The sequence below is a fragment of the Mesorhizobium sp. M0701 genome (assembly GCF_040320365.1).
Classification (GTDB): domain Bacteria; phylum Pseudomonadota; class Alphaproteobacteria; order Rhizobiales; family Rhizobiaceae; genus Mesorhizobium.
Genome location: NZ_JAMYPO010000005.1, coordinates 220,362 through 237,811 on the forward strand (window position 1 = coordinate 220,362; position 17,450 = coordinate 237,811).

General features: G+C 61.1%; 17 protein-coding genes. 10 read left to right on the top strand and 7 right to left on the bottom strand.

Features of this window, described 5'->3' with window-relative positions:
• The first annotated feature begins 234 nt into the window (after window positions 1–234).
• Window positions 235–669 carry a hypothetical protein gene (locus NKI24_RS07690; protein WP_352448905.1) on the top strand — a complete coding sequence of 145 codons (435 nt, stop codon included), beginning with the start codon at window positions 235–237 and terminating at the stop codon, window positions 667–669.
• Between the two features lie 6 nt (window positions 670–675).
• Here the strand turns inward: NKI24_RS07690 and NKI24_RS07695 are convergent, their stop codons facing one another.
• The gene (locus NKI24_RS07695) at window positions 676–1,353 is read right to left on the bottom strand and encodes a DsbA family oxidoreductase (RefSeq protein WP_352471875.1); all 678 of its coding nucleotides are present in this window, start codon (window positions 1,351–1,353) and stop codon (window positions 676–678) included.
• A gap of 23 nt (window positions 1,354–1,376) precedes the next feature.
• Window positions 1,377–3,197 (bottom strand): extracellular solute-binding protein, encoded by a 1,821-nt coding sequence (locus NKI24_RS07700; protein ID WP_352744244.1) that lies wholly within the window; start codon window positions 3,195–3,197, stop codon window positions 1,377–1,379.
• A 231-nt stretch (window positions 3,198–3,428) separates the two neighbouring features.
• Between NKI24_RS07700 and NKI24_RS07705 the strand changes: the two genes are divergently transcribed.
• Window positions 3,429–4,058, top strand: a complete 630-nt coding sequence (locus tag NKI24_RS07705; RefSeq protein WP_352744247.1) for an invasion associated locus B family protein — start codon at window positions 3,429–3,431, stop codon at window positions 4,056–4,058.
• 123 nt (window positions 4,059–4,181) lie between these two features.
• On the opposite strand, the gene hspQ is transcribed toward NKI24_RS07705, so the two are convergent.
• Window positions 4,182–4,505: a heat shock protein HspQ gene (gene hspQ / locus NKI24_RS07710; RefSeq protein WP_352613626.1), complete on the bottom strand. Its 324-nt coding sequence runs from the start codon at window positions 4,503–4,505 to the stop codon at window positions 4,182–4,184.
• Between the two features lie 221 nt (window positions 4,506–4,726).
• Complete coding sequence (locus tag NKI24_RS07715) at window positions 4,727–5,935, bottom strand: UbiH/UbiF family hydroxylase (protein WP_352448910.1); 1,209 nt, start codon at window positions 5,933–5,935, stop codon at window positions 4,727–4,729.
• A 103-nt stretch (window positions 5,936–6,038) separates the two neighbouring features.
• Between NKI24_RS07715 and NKI24_RS07720 the strand changes: the two genes are divergently transcribed.
• The 8 genes from NKI24_RS07720 (at window position 6,039) to NKI24_RS07755 (ending at window position 14,314) form a co-directional block, all read left to right on the top strand.
• Window positions 6,039–6,935 (top strand): DUF2182 domain-containing protein, encoded by an 897-nt coding sequence (locus NKI24_RS07720; protein WP_352448911.1) that lies wholly within the window; start codon window positions 6,039–6,041, stop codon window positions 6,933–6,935.
• A 13-nt stretch (window positions 6,936–6,948) separates the two neighbouring features.
• A complete protein-coding gene (locus tag NKI24_RS07725; protein WP_352448912.1) occupies window positions 6,949–7,563 on the top strand; it encodes a DUF1326 domain-containing protein in 615 nt (204 codons plus the stop codon).
• Between the two features lie 35 nt (window positions 7,564–7,598).
• Window positions 7,599–8,375 (top strand): phosphatidylcholine synthase, encoded by a 777-nt coding sequence (pcsA, locus tag NKI24_RS07730; RefSeq protein ID WP_502894951.1) that lies wholly within the window; start codon window positions 7,599–7,601, stop codon window positions 8,373–8,375.
• Between the two features lie 18 nt (window positions 8,376–8,393).
• Window positions 8,394–9,371: a quinone oxidoreductase family protein gene (locus tag NKI24_RS07735; protein ID WP_352448914.1), complete on the top strand. Its 978-nt coding sequence runs from the start codon at window positions 8,394–8,396 to the stop codon at window positions 9,369–9,371.
• A gap of 152 nt (window positions 9,372–9,523) precedes the next feature.
• Window positions 9,524–11,116 (top strand): ABC transporter ATP-binding protein, encoded by a 1,593-nt coding sequence (locus NKI24_RS07740; RefSeq protein WP_502893792.1) that lies wholly within the window; start codon window positions 9,524–9,526, stop codon window positions 11,114–11,116.
• Window positions 11,113–12,225, top strand: a complete 1,113-nt coding sequence (locus NKI24_RS07745; protein WP_352636755.1) for an ABC transporter permease — start codon at window positions 11,113–11,115, stop codon at window positions 12,223–12,225. Before NKI24_RS07740 ends, NKI24_RS07745 begins: the two co-directional genes overlap by 4 nt.
• Window positions 12,225–13,199, top strand: a complete 975-nt coding sequence (locus NKI24_RS07750; RefSeq protein ID WP_352448916.1) for an ABC transporter permease — start codon at window positions 12,225–12,227, stop codon at window positions 13,197–13,199. The genes NKI24_RS07745 and NKI24_RS07750 overlap by 1 nt, the downstream gene beginning before the upstream one ends.
• Window positions 13,200–13,246: 47 nt before the next feature.
• The gene (locus NKI24_RS07755) at window positions 13,247–14,314 is read left to right on the top strand and encodes a BMP family ABC transporter substrate-binding protein (RefSeq protein WP_352466189.1); all 1,068 of its coding nucleotides are present in this window, start codon (window positions 13,247–13,249) and stop codon (window positions 14,312–14,314) included.
• Between the two features lie 63 nt (window positions 14,315–14,377).
• Here the strand turns inward: NKI24_RS07755 and rimO are convergent, their stop codons facing one another.
• The 3 genes from rimO to NKI24_RS07770 form a co-directional block, all read right to left on the bottom strand.
• Window positions 14,378–15,691, bottom strand: a complete 1,314-nt coding sequence (rimO, locus tag NKI24_RS07760) for a 30S ribosomal protein S12 methylthiotransferase RimO (protein ID WP_352682730.1) — start codon at window positions 15,689–15,691, stop codon at window positions 14,378–14,380.
• A 141-nt stretch (window positions 15,692–15,832) separates the two neighbouring features.
• On the bottom strand, window positions 15,833–16,492 hold the full coding sequence (locus NKI24_RS07765; protein WP_352682728.1) for a TerC family protein: 660 nt from the start codon (window positions 16,490–16,492) through the stop codon (window positions 15,833–15,835).
• A 190-nt stretch (window positions 16,493–16,682) separates the two neighbouring features.
• Complete coding sequence (locus tag NKI24_RS07770) at window positions 16,683–17,090, bottom strand: DUF930 domain-containing protein (RefSeq protein WP_036238130.1); 408 nt, start codon at window positions 17,088–17,090, stop codon at window positions 16,683–16,685.
• Between the last annotated feature and the right edge of the window lie 360 nt (window positions 17,091–17,450).

Below are 17,450 nucleotides of genomic sequence, written 5' to 3' on the forward strand. Positions count from 1 at the left end.
GCCAGTCCGGCCTCGTCGGCGGCCAGGACGTGACCGTATGATTCGTGTTTGAAGCCGCCTTGTCAGGAACCCGTAATCGGCCAAGCAATGACTTTGCCGACACAGTCCAGGATGCGGATCAATATCAATTGGCCCGTGCTTTTTTAAAAGCGCGCCCAAACCTCGTTTGACAAAGATGCGCTTCGGATCGAACCTGCCGGACGCATCCAGGTTTGAACCGGGGGGAAGTTCTTCATGCTTGCACGGACATTGTTTGCGGCGATGCTCGCAACGTTCGCCTGGCTGCCGCAAACATATGCCGGCAGCCAGGCCGTTCCCGCAAACGCCGAGGGACAGATCGAGTTCAACACGCCGTCCGGCAATATTGGCTGCATCTACACACCGAAGGGCGGCACCAGCACCTACGAGCCGCAGGATGGCGGACCGGAACTGAGTTGTTCGCGCGTCGAGCCCAGCTACGTCACGATCATCCTCGGCCCGAAAGGCCCGGCGACGCTGATCAAGAATCCGGGCGAGCAAGGCTGCTGCGGCGGCGTCACCAGGCTGGCCTACGGCAACAGGTGGAGCAAGGGGCCATTTTCCTGCCAGTCATCCACCAAGGGATTGACCTGCACCGGCAAGCATGGCCATGGCTTTTTCGTCAGCAAGGCCAAGGTGACCGTGAAATAGTCCGACTCAGTTCGCTGTTTCCAGTTCGCCGCGTGCCTTGGCCGCGGCGACCTGGCGGAGTGCATCGGCGAGCGTATCGGCGTCCTGGGCACCCATCACCGCATATTTGCCTTCAAGCAGAAAGCACGGCACACCCGATATGCCCATGCGCGAAGCGGTGGCGATTTCGGTGCGCACGGCCTCTACATCGGCGTCGGTCGGCAGAAGCGTTTCGACCACGGACGCATCCATGCCGGCCTCGCGGGCGGCTTCGATCAGCACGGCATGATCGCCGAGATTGGCGCCTTCCTCGAAATTCAGCTGGAACAGCCGGCGCACCAGCCGGTTCTGAATGGCCTCGCCGGCCGTGCCGGCCCAGCGAATGAGACGGTGCGCATCCAGCGTATTGGGCGCGACCTTGATGGCGTCGAATGCGAAGGAGATGCCTTCAGCCTCGCCCAGCGGTTCGATCCGGGCATGGATTTCGCGGATGCGTTGCTCGCTGCCGAATTTCGCCACCATATAGTCGCGGCGGTTCTTGCCTTCGGGCGGGATTGTTGGGTCGAGTTGGAAGGGCCGCCAGCGTATGTGAACGTCGATATCGACGGCGGCAATCGCCTTGTCGAGCCGTTTCTGGCCGATAAAGCACCAGGGACACACGACGTCGGAGACCACATCGACGGTAATCGAGCTCTCGTCGTTCATCTTGATCTCCTGTTGTGAAGAGGTCACTTCGGTTTGCGCCACCAGGTCGGCAACTGATAACCGTATATGGGCGTCTTTTGCGGATGTTCCAGATAGTTCCAATAAGCGAGCCATTGCTGGTTGTTGTGCTGCGTCGGCACCATGTAATTGCCGGAGATCAGCAGCCGGTCGAGAACGCGGACGGCCGCTACATAGTCCTCCTTCGAACGAGCTCTCAGCATCGCCTCGATCGCCGCATCCACTGCGGGGTCGGCGACACCCGCCAGGTTGAACGAGCCTTCGGCCTTGGCGGCAGCGGATCCCCAGCGCCCGGTTTGCTCGATACCGGGCGACAGCGAGTTGTTGAAACCGGTCGAGCCGACCAGCACCTCGAAATCGAAACGCTGCTTGCGCGACTGGATCTGATCACCGTCGAGGCTGCGGATGCCGACATCGATGCCGAGCTTCTCAAGGGTGCGCTGATAGATAGTGGCAAGTCGCTCTTCGTCCTGCGAGGCGGTCAGGATCTCGAAACCGAACGGCTTTCCCTCGGGATCGAGCATCGCGCCGTCCTGCACCGTATAGCCCGCGCTCTTCAGCAGCTCGAATGCCGCCTTCAGCACCTTGCGGTCCTGGCCGGAGCCGTCGGTAGCGGGCGGCCTGTAGGTGCCGTCCATGACATCTGCGGGCACTCGGCCGGGGTAGGGGGCCAGCAGGGCCTTTTCCTTTTCGCTGGCCGGGTGGCCGAGCGCGGACAGCTCGGAATTCTGCCAAAAGCTCATCGTGCGCGTGTATTTGCCGCCGAACAGATTCTTGTTGGCCCATTCGAAATCGTAGAGCATGCCGAGCGCGCGCCGCACGACCGGATTGGAAAATTTCGGCAGCCGCGTGTTGAACAGGAAACCGTTGACCACCGGCGGAATGCCGGTATCGAAAGTTTCGGCGATGACCTCGCCCCTGTGGAAGGCCGGAAAATCGAGATCGCGCTCGCGTTTGACCGGGTCGCTGTCGTCGTCAATGGCGCAGATGCCTTTCTTGAACGCTTCCTGCTTGGCGTTGGCGTTGAGGAAATATTCGATGGTGATCTGGTCGTAATTGTCGAAGCCGCGCTTGGACGGCACGTCCTTGCCCCAATAGTCCGGATTGCGCTTGAACACGATGCGCTGACCGGGCACGACTTGCGCCACCGTGTAAGGCCCGCTGCCGATCACCGGCTTTAGCGTCGTCCTGTCGAAGGTGTCCTTGTTGAAGGCGTGTTTCGGGATGATCGGCGTCAGCGCAATGATCAAAGGAAATTCGCGGTCGGCCTTGTCGTTGAAGGTGAAGCGCACACTGCGGTCGCCGGTCTTTTCGAGCTTGGCAATCGCTTTCATTCGCTGGCTGTAAGGTGGGCGGCCCTTCTCGGTGAAGACGTCATAGGTAAACAACACGTCTTCCGGCGTCACCGGCTCGCCGTCCGACCATTTGGCGTTGGGATCGAGGTGGAATTCGATGCTCTTGCGCTCGGTATCCATGTCGGCGGTATCGGCGAGCAGGCCGTAGAGACTAAAGGCCTCGTCGTAGTTGCGCTGCATCAACGGCTCGAAGACAAGATTGCCAAAGGCTTGATCCATCATGCCGCGCGCGGTGGTGCGCAGGCTTCTCAGGATGAACGGATTGAGATTGTCGAAGCTGCCGACGACGCAAGAGGTAATGCTGCCGCCTTTCGGCGCGTCGGGGTTGACGTAGTTGAAATGCTTATAGTCGGCCGGCAGCGCCGGCTCGCCCTGCATGGCAAGCGCGTGCTTCGGTTCCGACAGGGCCGGCTGCAGGGAAAGGCCGACAAACAACATTGCGGCGATCAGCCAAACGACAACGCGGCCCATGACCGTCTCCTTCCCGATTCGATGCGCAGCATACATGAGCCGGTCGTGCACCGGCCAACCCCTTGAGCCTATCCTTCGGCCAAGATTCGCGAGACCCGGGCTGGATTCGGCACCGCTTGCAGTGTAACACGCCGTCCGAAGTCATTCTGTTGCCTCATTTCGGCAACAGGTAGCTGGACCACACGGCATGAAAAAAGCCGGTTCCGGGATCATTTGAGAGGAATGCACGACATGACGAGCCTGAACAGCAACGCGTACCGCCTGTCGGTCATGGCCGCTGGCGTGGTCGGCATTCTGGGCGCCGGGATTCCCGCTGCTTCCGCGCAGCAGCAACAGCAGATTCCGCAAGGCTGGTTCAAGGCCTGCACCAAGCAGGAAGACGTCGACATCTGCAATGTCCAGAACATCACCACCGCCAGCAACGGCCAGCTCATCACCGGCGTCAGCCTGATCGAATTGAAGGGCAAGGTGAACCGCAAGGTGTTCCAGGTGACGGTTCCGACCGGCCGTCTCGTTCCTCCCGGCATCGGCCTCCAGATCGACGGCGGCAAGGCGCAGAAGCTCGACTATGTGATCTGTTTTCCGGATCGCTGCGTGGCGGAAGTGCCGCTGAGCGATCAGCTTGTCGCATCCTTCAAGAAGGGATCGGCGCTGACGCTCACCTCGGTCAATTTCCAGAACCAGCCGAACCCGATCAAGATTGCGCTGACCGGCTTCAGCGGCGCCTTCGACGGCCCGCCGCTGCAGCAGTCGGACATCGAGGACCGACAGAAGAAGCTCCAGGAGTTCGTCGCCAAGAACAATCAGGATTTTGCCAAGAAGCTCAAGGAAGAGCAGGAAAAGGCGAAGGCCGCCAACTGATCGACGGGTTTTCGAACCAACAAAAAAGCGGGGTTCATGCCCCGCTTTTTTCGTTTGGACCGGCTGTTTGTCGGGTCCAGCCATGTCTCAAGCCTGTCCCAGTCCAGCCAGATCCCGGCTAAGTCAATGTCTCAATTGGTACTTCGGCTCGTAGCGCCCGTCAGGCTTCTTGTCGAACATTTCACCAATCTGCGGATGCCGGACCGGTTCGCCCGACCGGTCCTCGAGTAAATTCTGCTCGGACACATAGGCGATGTATTCCGTTTCGGAATTCTCGGCGAGCAGATGATAGAAAGGCTGGTCCTTGCGCGGCCGCACGTCAGCGGGGATCGCCTCGTACCATTCGTCAGTATTGGCGAATTGCGGATCGACGTCGAAAATGACGCCGCGGAACGGAAACAGCCGGTGCCGAACCACCTGTCCGATCGAGAATTTGGCTGTCTTCATCGCACTCACCACTTGAACTTCTTGAACGCCACGCATCCTGGAACACGCAAGGAACGCTCCAGGACTTTAGATTCTTACGCACCGGTCCGGCAAAGACTGGCCCAGACCTTAAGGTCGACATCGTCATTATTTGGCGCATACGCCGCGTCAATTCAATCCCGATCCCCTTGATGCCGGGTTGAGCATCGCGAGATGCGGATCAAGGGCGGTGGCCAAGATCGCTATCGCTCAGCCGGTTTTCGCAATCCGCCAAAAAACGCCGCAAAACCGCTGCCGGGTCGAAGACCCTCACGCATGAAAAACGCCCGTAACGGCGCAAACCCCTCAAGCGCGCCAAGGCCAGCGCTGCGCACCATCTGAGCCGGCAGCATGTCGGAAAGCAACGACATGTTGAGCAGGTTGACCGCGCTGCTGCGCGCCAGAATGTCCGGCCGCCGCTTGAAATCATAGGCTGCAAGCGCCTTGGGGGCGCCCGGGTCCGAGCGGTTTCTGCTTGCGGCACCAATCAGGTCGTCGATGTCCCGGATGCCGAGATTGAGGCCCTGCGCGCCAATTGGGGGAAACACGTGGGCGGCTTCACCGACAAGTGCCACGCGGCGATGCGCAAACCGCCACGGGCTCACCGCTGAAAGGGGGTAGACCTGCCGGCCGGGCTCAACCGACACGCGGCCCAACATCGATTGCATCCGCTGTTCGACCCGCGTCGAAAGCTCGGCGTCGTCGAGTGCTGCAAGGTCCTTGGCGATATCGGGTTCGAGCACCCAGACAAGGCTGGACCGGTTGCCGGGCAGGGGAACCTGTGTGAACGGACCGGTCTCGGTGTGGAATTCGGTCGAGGTGAAGGCATGGTCGCTGCGGTGACCGAAATTGAGCACCAACGCCGCCTGCGGATAGGATCGGATCGAGGTGCGGATGCCGGCTGCCTCGCGGGCCGGCGACTGACGGCCATCGGCGGCAACTGCCAACGATGCCTCAACCTCGCTGCCGTCGGCGAGAACGGCATGGGCATGGTCGGCATCGAGGCGCCATGCCTCCACCATCGACTTTCGCCATTCGATGCCCGAATGCGCGACAGCCTCGGCTAGCGTGCGGTTGAGAACGCTGTTGGGCAAGTTCAGCCCGAATTGCTCTTCGTTGATCTCGCTGGCGCGAAAGGTCACTGTCGGGCTGCGGATCAGCCGGTTGGTTGCGTCAACGATACGCATCACCTTGAGCGGCGCTGCGTGCGGCCTGATTCCGTCGAAGATCCCTAGCCGTTCGAACATCTTCAGGGCAGGGTTCATCAAGGCTGTCGTCCGGCCGTCGGGGCCGGCTGCATCGGGTCCGACGAGCGTCACGGGAAAGCCCGCCTCGGCAAAGCCAAGCGCCGCGATCAGCCCCGCAGGGCCGCTGCCGGCGACCAGTATCCGTGCTGTTTCCCGATGGTTCAAATTCGACTTCCGGATTGCGAGGTGAGGCCCGTCCGACCTGCTGGTCCATATAGGTCAGGTGATGCGGCTTGATCAACGCGGCGATTCGGCCCATTCGGTTGCCATGACCGGCCAACAAGACGATTTCAGCCATCTCGACGGCACCGGCCGCGCGATGGCGAGCGTTGCGCGCAGCCCTCGACTGACGGTGAGCGTCGTTGCCGGCATGGGCATCGCCCTTGCCTGGCTCCTTCTCGGCGCAATGGCAGTTCGTGGTGCCGTAAGCCGGCTCCCGGGCACCGATGCACCCGGCGACACGATGCTGGGGAACCTGCCGCAGCTGCCGCTGCCGGATTTCCTTGCGCGTTTCTTCGCCCTTTGCCTTGCGCCGGCGCCGCTTCGCGCAAGCGTAGGGGCGCAAGGCGGGGCACTCACCGCGATGTGGCTGTTGATGGCCATCGCGACCATGCTGCCCTCCGCGGCGCCGATGATCCGCACCTATTGCGAGATCGCAGATACCGCCAGGATCAAGGGGGAACCCGTTGCCCATCCGTTGATCCTTGTCGCTGGATATTTGAGCGTCTGGCTTGCCGCCTCGGCAATATTCGCTGCCCTGACGCTCGCAGTCCATGCATTCGTGTCATCCGGGCAGATGCTCGATCCGCTGCTTGGAATTGCCGGAGCGGCCGCGCTGTCGATCGCTGGCCTCTATCAGTTCAGCTGGCTGAAGAAAGCCTGTCTGGAGAAGTGCAGAAATCCGTTCTCGGTCCTGTTCGCCAACTGGAGCGCCAGGCCCATTCGCATTTTCCGGCTCGGTATGGAGCAGGGCCTGTGGTGCCTTGGATGCTGCTGGGCGCTGATGCTGGTAATGTTTGCCGTCGGTGTGATGAACGTGTTCTGGATGGCGCTGATCGGCTTGTTCAGCCTGGTCGAAAAACAGACGGCAGGCAATCTGCCGACGCGGTTGGGCGGTGCGATACTGCTTGTCTGGGCAGCCGCGCTACTAGTAGTCTCGGCATGAGGGGGAGAATTCGATGACAGATCAAAACTGGGCAATGAAGGGAGAGCTCATCCTTTCCTGCAATTGCACGGTTTTTTGCCCTTGCGTTCTGTCGCTCGGCAATCATCCGCCTACGGAAGGCTATTGCCAAACCTGGGCGGGGTTCCGGATCGATGCCGGCCATTTCGGCGAGGTCGACCTGTCCGGTCTCAATCTTGGGCTGGTCATGGAAATCCCCGGTTATATGAGCCGCGGCAACTGGACGGCGGGCCTGTTCATCGACAAGCGCGCCTCGGTTTACGCTGTGAAGGGACTGACGAAGATATTCACCGGCAAGGCCGGTGGAACCACATCGCTGCTCTCCATCCTGGTCGGACAGTTCCTCGGCGCCGAGCAGGTGCCGATCACCTACGAGACGCGTGCGAAAACACGCATCTTTCAGATACCGAAGATCATCGATGGTGCGGTGACGCCAATCACCGGCAAGGATCGCGACAAGGATGCGATCATCAGCAATTCGGAATACTGGATTGCGCCGGAAATCATCGTCGCCAAATCCGACAAGAGCAAAATGCGGGCCTTTGGCCGCAACTGGAACTTTGCTGGCCGTTCGGCCGAAATCTGCAAGCTGGACTGGCGGGGCCCGTGAGCAAGAAGACGACGGCCAGGAAAATCGCCGACCGGATTCCGCGGCCGAAGAAGAAAGTCACATGGCCTCAGGCGCGGGCGTTCTCGGTCCATCTCTTGACCGCGTCGGGCTCATTCCTGGCGTTTCTGTCGCTAGTGGCAGCAAGCGAGCAGCGCTGGACGGCGATGTTCTGGTGGCTGGGGCTGGCGCTTTTCGTCGACGGCATCGACGGGCCGATCGCCAGGAAGCTCGATGTCAAGGAAATCCTGCCGACTTGGTCGGGCGAACTGCTCGACAACATCATCGACTACGTGACCTACGTGTTGATTCCGGCCTTCGCGCTCTATCAGCGCGGCTTCATGGGCGAGCGCCTGTCGTTCCTGTCGGCGGCGATCATCGTGGTGTCGAGCGCAATCTACTATGCCGATACCGGCATGAAGACGAAGGAGAATTTCTTCAAGGGCTTTCCGGTCGTCTGGAACATGGTGGTGTTCACGCTGTTCGTCATCGAGCCCGGACAATGGGTTTCTTTCGCGGTGGTCGTGGTGGCCGCCATTCTCACCTTCGTGCCGATCAATTTCATCCATCCGGTGCGGGTGAAGCGGCTGCGGCCAATCAATCTCGGCATGACGCTGCTTTGGTGCGCTTTCGGCGCGCTGGCGCTGGCGCAGGCCGCACTTGCCTCCTTCTACGACCAGATCGGCGTGCTGGGCGAGCAGGTCAGCGATTTCATCAAGTTCGGGATTACGTTCACCGGGCTTTACCTCGCCTGCATCGGCGCTATCATGCAGTTCTTCCCAAATCTCGGCGCCAAGCCGGATAAGAAAGCCTGATCCCAAGAGAGCCAGAAAATGTCCAAAGCGATCCGCATCCATGCCCATGGCGGCCCGGAGGTCCTGACCTATGAGGATGCCGATCCCGGGCAGCCGGGCTCGGGACAGATCCTGGTCAAGCATACCGCGATCGGTCTCAATTTCATCGACGTCTATTATCGCTCTGGCCTTTATCCGCCGCAGGGCGGATTTCCGCTGATCCCTGGCGGCGAGGCGGCCGGCGTGGTCTTGGATGTCGGCTCGGATGTCGACTGGCTCAAACCCGGCGATCGCATCGCCTACGCCGTGACGACCGGCGCCTATGCCGGGCAGCGCGTGATCCCCGCCGACCGCGTGGTGAAGGTGCCGGACGGCATCAGCGACGAACAGGCCGCAGCCATGATGCTAAAGGGCATGACCGCCGAATATCTGTTGCGCCGTACATTCAAGGTGAAAGCCGGCGACACGATCCTGTTTCATGCGGCGGCCGGCGGTGTCGGGCTGATCCTCGGCCAATGGGCCAAGCATCTCGGCGCGACAGTGATCGGCACGGCGAGTTCCACCGACAAGATCGAGCTCGCCAAGACGCATGGCTTCGACCACGTGATCAACTATCGCGAACAGGATTTCGTGGCCGGCGTTGCCGCTATCACCGGTGGCAAGAAATGCGACGTTGTCTACGATTCAGTCGGCAACGACACATTTCCAGCCTCGCTCGATTGCCTGCGGCCGCTCGGCACTTTCGTCAGCTTCGGTCAATCGTCTGGGCCGATCCCGCCCTTCAGCATCTCGTTGCTGGCGCAGAAGGGCTCGCTGTTCGCAACGCGGCCGACGCTGTTCGTCTATAATGCCAGGCGCGAAGACCTCGAGGTTTCCGCCGCCGCCTTGTTCGACGTGGTGCTCAGCGGCGCCGTCAAGATCAAGATAAACCAGCGTTACGCGCTCAGCGAGGCCGGCAAGGCGCATTCCGATCTCGAAGGGCGCCGGACCACCGGGACAACAATACTTATCCCTTAGGCGCCCGCCGTTTCGGGCCGCCGACCCCGCCGTTCTTGCGAACTGCTCTTTACCGCTTGAGTTTCCGCTGAAATTCTTGAAGCTCTTTCAAGTCGTGAGGCGCTTACCGTAGAGAGCAGCCCGCGCATACGATGCTTGCGGGAACACAGAACATGTCTGGCAAACCAGATGGAGGCACCGTGAGTGCAGATCAGGACGGCGCAAACTTGCTTGAGGTTCGCGGCCTCACAAAGATATTCGGCACGTTGACGGCGTGCGACCATGTCGATCTCAACATTGCCAAGGGTGAGATCCACGCGTTGCTTGGCGAGAACGGCGCCGGCAAGTCGACCCTGGTGAAAATGCTGTTTGGATCGCTGGAACCGAATTCCGGCGAGATTTTCTGGAATGGCCAGGCGGTCAGGATCACCAGCCCCGGTACCGCAAAAAAGCTCGGCATCGGCATGGTTTTCCAGCATTTTTCGCTGTTCGAAGCGCTGACGGCGGCGGAGAACATCGCGCTGTCGCTGGATGATGGCTCGCCGATCAGCACGATCGCGGCCAAGGCGAGGGCGCTCTCCTACAGTTACGGCCTGCCTCTCGATCCGCTGTCGCTGGTCGGTGATCTGTCGGTCGGCGAGCGTCAGCGTATCGAAATCATCCGCTGCCTGCTGCAGACGCCGCAACTCATCATACTCGACGAACCAACTTCGGTGCTGACGCCGCAGGAGGCCGATAAGTTGTTCGAGACGCTCGAACGGCTGCGTTCGGAAGGAAAGTCCATCCTCTACATTTCGCACCGGCTGGAAGAGGTCAAACGGATCTGCGACCGCGCCACCGTGCTGCGTCACGGCAAGGTGGTCGGCCATTGCAATCCGCGCCAGGAAACCGCGTCTTCGTTGGCGCGGATGATGGTCGGCAACGAAGTGCTGGCCGTGGTGCGGGCGCCGGCCGAGGGTATCGAGACCGCGCCGGTGCTGCTTCAAATCCGCGAACTCACCCGCAAGCCAGCGACCCCGTTCTCGATCCCGCTCAGGAACATCAATCTCGAGGTCCGCGCCGGCGAGGTGATCGGCATTGCCGGTGTGGCCGGCAACGGCCAGGGCGAATTCTTCGAATCCGTTTCCGGCGAGGTGCTGCAGCAGGATGCCGGCTCGGTCCGCATCCGCGGCAAGGATGCCGGCGGCCTCACCATCACCGGCAGGCGTCTGATGGGCGCTGCCTTCGTCCCGGAAGAGCGGCTCGGCCATGGCGCAGCACCGCGCATGAAGCTTTCGGAGAACCTGCTTCTGTCGCGCCACGCCACCGATGGCAAGATGTTTGTCGGCGCCGGTGGAATGGTCAAGGGCGATGCGATCCATACCGCTGCCCAGCGCATCATAAAGGCAATGGACGTGCGCAAGAGCGCGCCGGATCCGGAGGCTGCGGCTCTTTCGGGCGGCAATCTGCAGAAATTCATCGTTGGCCGCGAACTCGACCGCCGGCCGAGCGTCTTGGTGGTCAATCAGCCGACCTGGGGGGTCGACGCGGGTGCGGCGGCCCACATCCGCCAGGCGCTGATCGAACTGGCGCGCAGCGGCTCGGCGGTGCTGGTGATCAGCCAGGACCTCGACGAGCTGTTCGAGATTTCCGATGCGATCACGGTCATGCACAATGGCGAACTGTCGAAGCCGCTGCCGATAGCTGAAGCGACGTTCGAGAAAATCGGGCTGCTGATGGGCGGCGCCGAACCCGGTCATGCCGAACATACGCTGGAGACGGCCTGATGCGCCTCGAACTTGTAAAACGCCCGCAGCGCTCGATGCTGTTTTCGGCACTCTCGCCTTTCATCGCTTTCGTTTTGACGATCATTGCCGGTGCCATCATGTTCGCGCTGCTCGGCGTCAACCCGTTGACCGCGTTCCGCATCTACTTCATCGAACCGATCAGCCAGGTCTGGCAGTTGCATGAGCTGGCGATCAAGGCCGCCCCCCTGATCCTGATCGCGGTCGGACTGTCGGTCTGCTACAAGGCCAACATCTGGAACATCGGCGCCGAAGGCCAGTTCATCCTGGGCGGCATTGTCGGCTCGATCATCCCCGTGCTGTTTCCGCAGTTCGAAGGCCCATTGGTGCTGCCGCTGATGCTTCTGCTCGGCATGGTCGGTGGGGCCGCCTATGCTGCAATCCCGGCACTGCTGAAGACGCGCTTCAACACCAACGAGATCCTGACCAGCCTAATGCTGGTCTATGTCGCCCAGCTCTTCCTCGATTGGCTCGTACGCGGGCCGTGGCGCGATCCGCAGGGCCACGGTTTCCCGCAGACCATCCAGTTCAACGACTCGGCCATACTGCCGGAACTCCTCCCGGAATCCGGCCGGGCAAACTGGGGATTTGTCTTCGCGCTGATCGCGGCGATACTGATCTGGATCCTGATGAGCCGTATGCTGAAAGGCTTCGAGGTCCGCGTGCTCGGCTCAAGCCCAAGGGCAGGGCGCTTCGCCGGGTTTGGCCTTAACCGCATGGTCTTCTTTGCCTTCCTGCTGTCGGGCGCACTGGCCGGACTTGCAGGGATTTCGGAGGTCTCGGGAGCCATCGGACAATTGCAGCCGGTGATCTCGCCCGGCTACGGATTTACCGCTATCATCGTGGCATTTCTCGGCCGGCTCAATCCGCTCGGCATCGTCGCCGCAGGCCTTGTGCTGGCGCTGACCTATCTGGGCGGCGAGGCAGTGCAAAGCGCGCTCGGCATCTCCGACAAGGTGGCGCGCGTGTTCCAGGGCATGCTTTTGTTCTTCGTGCTCGGCTGCGACACGCTCATCCATTACCGCATTCGCCTGACCGGCTTTTCCGCGCCGAAGCTCGAGGCAGCGCCGAAGCTGGAGGAAGCCCGCTGATGGACATCACCGTCAACATCCTCTTGACCATCGCGACGGCGGCGACGCCGCTGCTGATCGCGGCGATCGGCGAACTGGTGGTCGAACGTTCGGGTGTACTCAATCTCGGCGTCGAAGGAATGATGATCATGGGTGCCGTCGGCGGTTTCGGCGCCGGCTATCTCACCGGCTCGCCTTGGATAGGGCTGTTGGCGGCAATCACCATGGGGGCAGTGTTCTCGCTTCTGTTCGCCGTCATGACGCTGTCGCTGGCCACCAATCAGGTGGCCACCGGCCTGTCGCTGACACTGCTCGGCCTCGGCCTTTCCGGCATGATGGGAACGAATTTTGTCGGCCAGCCCGGCGAAAGGCTGCCAAACCTCGATATTCCCGGCCTGACCGCAATCCCGGTCGTTGGCAGGCTGCTGTTCGGCCAGGATCCAATCTTCTACATCTCGATCGCGCTGACCGCCGCCGTCATGTGGTTCCTGTTCAAGACCCGCACCGGGCTCACGCTGCGCTCGATCGGCGACAGCCATGCATCCGCCCATGCGCTTGGCATCCACGTCATCCGCTACCGCTATCTCTCAGTGATTTTCGGCGGCGCTTGTGCCGGCCTCGCCGGCGGTCACCTATCGCTGGTCTACACACCGCAATGGGTGGAGAACATGACCGCCGGCCGCGGCTGGATCGCGCTGGCTCTGGTCGTCTTCGCCTCCTGGCGGCCATGGCGGGTGCTGGCCGGCGCCTATATTTTCGGCGCGATCTGGGTTGGCCAGCTTCACGTCCAAGCCATTAATCTGCAGGACTTCGTCGACGCGCCCTGGTTGCTCTACAAGTTAATTGCGTTCTTAAAATCGTTTCCCTCGCAACTGCTTTCTTCGCTGCCCTATCTGGCAACCGTCGTGGTTCTCGTTCTAATCTCGCGCAACAAGCGTTTGACGATGATGAACACGCCGGCCTCCTTGGGCCAGCCATTCGTTCCGGATCGTTGACAACAAAAAGACGGAAGCTCCAAGGCTTAACTCAGAGAGGTAACACAATGAAAAAACTGCTTATTGCCCTGATGGCGACGACGGCCGCATTGTCGCTGGCGGCATCAGCCCAGGCGGCGGACAAGCTGAAGGCGTGCTGGGTCTACACCGGCCCGATCGGCGATTTCGGCTACTCCTACCAGCACGACCAAGGCCGCCTCGAGGTGGAAAAGGCACTCGGCGACAAGGTCGAGACCGCCTATCTCGAAAACGTCTCCGAAGGCCCCGATGCCGACCGCGCCTTCGAGCGCCTGGCGCGCGAGGGATGCAAGATCATTTTCGGCACGTCCTTCGGCTTCATGGACCCGGAAGTAAAGATCGCCAAGAAATTCCCCAAGGTGATGTTCGAGCACGCCACCGGCTACAAGACGGCCGAAAATCTCGGCATCTACAATGCGCGTTTCTACGAAGGCCGCTACGTGCTTGGCCAGATCGCCGCCAAGCAATCGAAGTCGGGCGTCGCCGGCTACATCGTTTCCTTCCCGATCCCGGAAGTGGTGATGGGCATAAATTCCTTTATGCTCGGCGCACAGTCGATCAACCCGAACTTCAAGGCGAAGATCGTGTGGGTGAACTCCTGGTTCGATCCGGGCAAGGAGGCCGATGCTGCCAAGGCATTGTTCGACCAGGGCGCCGATATCATCGTCCAGCACACCGACTCGACCGCTGCCTTGCAGGTGGCGGAGGAGCGCAAGCTGCACGGCTTCGGGCAGTCCTCCGACATGATCAAGTTCGCGCCGCACGCGCAGCTGACCGCGCTGACCGACGAGTGGGGTCCCTACTACATCAGCCGCGTCCAGGCGGCGCTCGACGGCACCTGGAAGCCCGACAATGTCTGGCTCGGCATTAAGGACGGCGCCGTCAAGCTGGCGCCGTTCACCAACATGCCCGACGACGTCAAGGCGATGGCCGAAGCCACCACCAAGAAGATCGCCGACGGCTGGAACCCCTTCACCGGGCCGATCGCCAAGCAGGACGGCACACCTTGGCTGAAGGAGGGCGAGGTCGCCGACGACGCGACGTTGCTCGGCATGAATTTCTACGTGAAGGGCGTCGACGACAAGCTGCCGCAGTAGGTGGTCGGAAACATATCGAACGAAAGGGCGCCACGCGGCGCCCTTTTCATTTTGGACGGAATATCAGACGGCTGAGCCGTAAAGGTCGTAAGCGTCGGCGCGCTCGACCTTGACCGTGACGATGTCGCCGGCGCGCAGTGGCCGCCGCGACTGGATATGGACCGAACCGTCGATTTCGGGCGCATCGTATTTGGTCCGGCCCTTGGCCGAATTGCCATGCGCCTCGTCGATCAGGACCGGCAGTCGCTTGCCAATTTTCTTGGTTAGCTGCGTTGCCGAAATCTTCTGCTGGCGCTGCATGAAGCGGTGCCAGCGGGCTTCCTTGATCTCCTGCGGCACTTGCTCGAGGCCGAGCTCGTTGGAGCGGGCGCCTCTGACCGGCTCGTATTTGAAACAGCCGGCGCGGTCGATCTTGGCCTCGTCCAGCCAGTCGAGCAGCATCTCGAAGTCGTCGTCCGTCTCGCCGGGGAAGCCGACGATGAAGGTGGAGCGGATGGCAAGGTCCGGGCAGACGTCGCGCCAGCCGCGAATGCGCTCGAGCGTCTTTTCGCCATGAGCGGGCCGGCGCATGTTCTTCAGCACCTGCGGCGAGGCGTGCTGGAATGGGATATCGAGATAGGGAAGAATCTTGCCTTCGGCCATCAGTGGGATGACGTCCGCGACATGCGGGTAGGGATAGACATAGTGCATGCGCACCCAGACACCGAGCTTGCCCAGTTCTTCCGATAGATCGAGGAATTTCGCCCGCACTTCGCGATCGCCGAACATGCTGGTCTGGTATTTGATATCGATGCCGTAGGCGCTGGTATCCTGCGAGATGACGAGGATCTCCTTGACCCCGGCCTTGGCCAGCTTCTCGGCTTCGCGCAACACGTCGGCCGCCGGCCGCGATACGAGGTCGCCACGCAGCGCCGGGATGATGCAGAAAGTGCAGCGGTTGTTGCAGCCTTCCGAGATCTTGAGATACGCATAGTGGCGCGGCGTGAGCTTGACCCCTTGCGGCGGCAAAAGGTCGATGTAGGGATCGTGGCTCGGGGGGGCGGCCTCATGCACCGCCCTCATCACGCTTTCATAAGCTTGTGGTCCGGTGATGGCGAGGACGTTGGGATGTCTTTCACGGATGATGTCCGGCTCGGCGCCGAGGCAGCCGGTGACAATAACTTTGCCATTCTCCGAAAGTGCCGAGCCGATGGCATTGAGCGATTCATCGCGAGCCGAATCGAGGAAGCCACAGGTGTTGACGACGACCAGGTCGGCGCCGTCGTGCTTGCGGGCGATCTCGTAGCCCTCGGCGCGCAGGCGCGTGATAATGCGCTCCGAATCCACAAGGGCTTTCGGGCATCCAAGGCTGACGAAACTGACGCGAGGGGCGGACATCAAAGCTTTCCGGATTTTCAGGATTGGCGGCGCAGTACCACACTTGTCGCGGCATTGGTATGGGCGGCGGCTGCGGCGAAACGCAACCGCCAGCGTCGCCGAAGCTGAAAGGCCCGGCCGATGCGAGTTCGAGTCGATGCGTCAGCTCATCGCACTGCTGACATGCGGCAATACTTCCACAGCGCCTCGATAGATCATATCGAGTGCGACATAGAAGATGATCAAAAGGCCGATGTAGGCGATCCAGCGATGGCGGTGCAGCAGCTTGGCGATAAAGCTCGCGGCAAGGCCCATCAGCGCGATCGACAGGACGAGGCCGATCACCAGCACCTGGAAGTGATCGCGCGCCGCGCCGGCGACCGCCAGTACGTTGTCGAGCGACATCGACACGTCGGCGATGACGATCTGCAATGCCGCCTGACCCAAGGTCTTCTTGCGCGCCTTGCCGGCCACCATATCATCGCTGTTGATATCGGAATTGGACAGCGCTTCGGTCGCCTCCACCTCGTCGGCATACGACGTGCGCAGCTCGCGATACATTTTCCAGCACACCCACAGCAGCAAGATGCCGCCGGCCAGCAGCAGGCCGACAATCTGTAACAGGGTGACGGTGATCGCAGCAAAACCGATACGCAGCACCGTCGCCGCCACCACGCCGATGAGAATCGCTCTCTTGCGCTGCTCGACCGGCAAGCCCGCCGCGGCCAAGCCGATGACGATGGCGTTATCGCCTGCAAGCACGAGGTCGATGGCGATGACCTGGAGCAGGGCAGAGAAGCCCGCGGCAGTGAAAATTTCCATCGACTGGAAGTCCCTTGCTGGTTGGCCGACCGTTCGCGTCGAATGCCTGGAGGGCCTAACGTGTATGGTTCCTGCGCGTCAAGGGACTGGTTGGAACAAGGTCGGCAAACCGCCCGTTATTGCGGCAATATACAGAGTTTGCGACGATCGGCCCGAACACCGGCAAAATGCGGCCACAGGTCGCGAATGCCTAGTTATAGAGATTGTATTTGGGCCAGTCGCTTTCCGGAATTTCATCACCGATCCGATAGCGGAGCTGCAGGACTTCCATATGGTCCGGCGCTGTTTCGCATTTGAATTTCAGCCGGTACCACTGTCCCTTGCTGCGAAACGCAGCACCCGGGCTCTTGATCGCATCGGCGCCCATTTCGGGCGTCGCAAAAGCGTAGGCGACGACACGATCGGCTTTGTATTTGTGGTCGTCGCGGGTAATCCGGTCGAGAATTTCGGCGTCGCATCGCTGCTCCAGCCGGGTTTGCGGATCGAGTTTCAGCAGGCCGGCGCGCAATGCGCTGTCCATTGCGCTGGCCGGCCAAGCCACTATCGTCCATGCGAGGACCGCAGAAAATAGTTTATTCATGGGCGGGAGAAGCATCATATTCGGGCGGAGAAATCAACCCGACGAAGCGCGGCTGCGCGGCGGGTGACAGTCTTCGCTTTGTGGCAGGTTGTTGATACGCAATAGTATCACCGGTACTTTGGTATCGTTGCCATGATCAGCACCTGTCGCATTTCAGCGACGCGAGAGGTGGCGCGCGGCATGGGGCAGAGCGGCGGTTCTCCCCTAACCGGACCGGCCTGTTAAACCCAGGCAGTCGAGAATCCGACGAGCGGAAAACTCGACGTCATGCCTGCAGAATTGAAGAAATTGGATGCGCGGCCTGAGACATAGGTGACGTTTTGTACCGGACACATGGGTAACACTTTTGGCTTTTGGCCGGAGGTGTTGATGCCGTGG

What these genes read in the sequence shown, in the direction of transcription:
- NKI24_RS07700 (WP_352744244.1), bottom strand. Translation starts at nt 3,197, where the DNA reads ATGGGCCGCGTTGTCGTTTGGCTGATCGCCGCAATGTTGTTTGTCGGC.
- NKI24_RS07720 (WP_352448911.1), top strand. Translation starts at nt 6,039, where the DNA reads ATGACCGGCCAACAAGACGATTTCAGCCATCTCGACGGCACCGGCCGC.
- NKI24_RS07740 (WP_502893792.1), top strand. Translation starts at nt 9,524, where the DNA reads ATGTCTGGCAAACCAGATGGAGGCACCGTGAGTGCAGATCAGGACGGC.
- NKI24_RS07770 (WP_036238130.1), bottom strand. Translation starts at nt 17,090, where the DNA reads ATGATGCTTCTCCCGCCCATGAATAAACTATTTTCTGCGGTCCTCGCA.
- NKI24_RS07695 (WP_352471875.1), bottom strand. Translation starts at nt 1,353, where the DNA reads ATGAACGACGAGAGCTCGATTACCGTCGATGTGGTCTCCGACGTCGTG.
- NKI24_RS07755 (WP_352466189.1), top strand. Translation starts at nt 13,247, where the DNA reads ATGAAAAAACTGCTTATTGCCCTGATGGCGACGACGGCCGCATTGTCG.
- NKI24_RS07705 (WP_352744247.1), top strand. Translation starts at nt 3,429, where the DNA reads ATGACGAGCCTGAACAGCAACGCGTACCGCCTGTCGGTCATGGCCGCT.
- NKI24_RS07765 (WP_352682728.1), bottom strand. Translation starts at nt 16,492, where the DNA reads ATGGAAATTTTCACTGCCGCGGGCTTCTCTGCCCTGCTCCAGGTCATC.
- hspQ (WP_352613626.1), bottom strand. Translation starts at nt 4,505, where the DNA reads ATGAAGACAGCCAAATTCTCGATCGGACAGGTGGTTCGGCACCGGCTG.
- NKI24_RS07750 (WP_352448916.1), top strand. Translation starts at nt 12,225, where the DNA reads ATGGACATCACCGTCAACATCCTCTTGACCATCGCGACGGCGGCGACG.
- NKI24_RS07725 (WP_352448912.1), top strand. Translation starts at nt 6,949, where the DNA reads ATGACAGATCAAAACTGGGCAATGAAGGGAGAGCTCATCCTTTCCTGC.
- NKI24_RS07735 (WP_352448914.1), top strand. Translation starts at nt 8,394, where the DNA reads ATGTCCAAAGCGATCCGCATCCATGCCCATGGCGGCCCGGAGGTCCTG.
- rimO (WP_352682730.1), bottom strand. Translation starts at nt 15,691, where the DNA reads ATGTCCGCCCCTCGCGTCAGTTTCGTCAGCCTTGGATGCCCGAAAGCC.
- NKI24_RS07690 (WP_352448905.1), top strand. Translation starts at nt 235, where the DNA reads ATGCTTGCACGGACATTGTTTGCGGCGATGCTCGCAACGTTCGCCTGG.